Origin of the sequence: Agromyces humi (genome assembly GCF_009720255.1) — a bacterium.
In the GTDB taxonomy this organism is placed as follows: domain Bacteria; phylum Actinomycetota; class Actinomycetes; order Actinomycetales; family Microbacteriaceae; genus Agromyces; species Agromyces humi.
In genome coordinates this window covers 1-763 of sequence record NZ_WJSP02000715.1, presented here as the reverse complement: position 1 = coordinate 763, position 763 = coordinate 1, and the positions used below count along the sequence as shown (strand labels likewise).

Below are 763 nucleotides of genomic sequence, written 5' to 3'. Positions count from 1 at the left end.
CGGCTTCGGCGGCCGCGGATGCTGCGGCCGCGGCGACCGCGGCATCACCCAGCCGTCCGGCCTCGGCCTCGAGCTCATCGACGAACGCCGTGATGCGGCTCGCCTCCGCCTCACGTGACGCCACATCGGCCTTCGCGGCCTGCACCTGATCCCAGGTCGGGTAGTCCTCGGCGGAGGCGGTCGCAGGGGGCACGGCGAGGAGCGCGAGCAGTACGGCTGCTCCCGTCGTCGCCTTCCATCCGCGTCGCACAGGACCCCCTCCGAGCCCCGCGAGTCTACCCACGGGGGCGCTCGGCGGACGCTCGGACACGCAGCGTACACTCGGCCGGATGCGTGCCCTCCGACCCACCGCCATGACGTTCCTGCTGGCGGCGACGCTCGTCGGCGTCACGGCGTGCACGCCGATGGCCGCAGCCGATCGTCCGGTGGTCACCCCGTCGATCGCGCCGACCACGCCGCCGCCGGATCCCGTCGCGGAGTGGGTCGACGAGCGGATGTCGCAGCTCACGCTCGAGCAGAAGGCGGCCGCGCTGCTCATGCTTCACGCACCCGGCATCGACCCGGCCCCGCTCCGCGCCTACGTCGACGCGGGGGTCTCGGGCCTCATCCTGATGGGCGACAACGTGCCCGCGACGCCCGCGGAGCTCGCTGCACTGACCGCGGCCGTGCAGGTACGACGACCCAGCGACGGAGGACAACGAGGGCGCCCGGATGCTGCAGCAGGGCGGACTGCAGGTGTTCACCACGCTCGACCTCGAACTGC

Annotated in this window: 2 pseudogenes; one reads left to right on the top strand and one right to left on the bottom strand. The window is 73.3% G+C overall.

The features are described from left to right. Positions 1-250, bottom strand: a pseudogene (locus tag GH736_RS23740) (hypothetical protein); the annotation flags it as partial. A 79-nt stretch (positions 251-329) separates the two neighbouring features. Here GH736_RS23740 and GH736_RS23735 point away from each other — a divergent pair. Next, a pseudogene (locus tag GH736_RS23735) lies at positions 330-763 on the top strand (hypothetical protein); the annotation flags it as partial.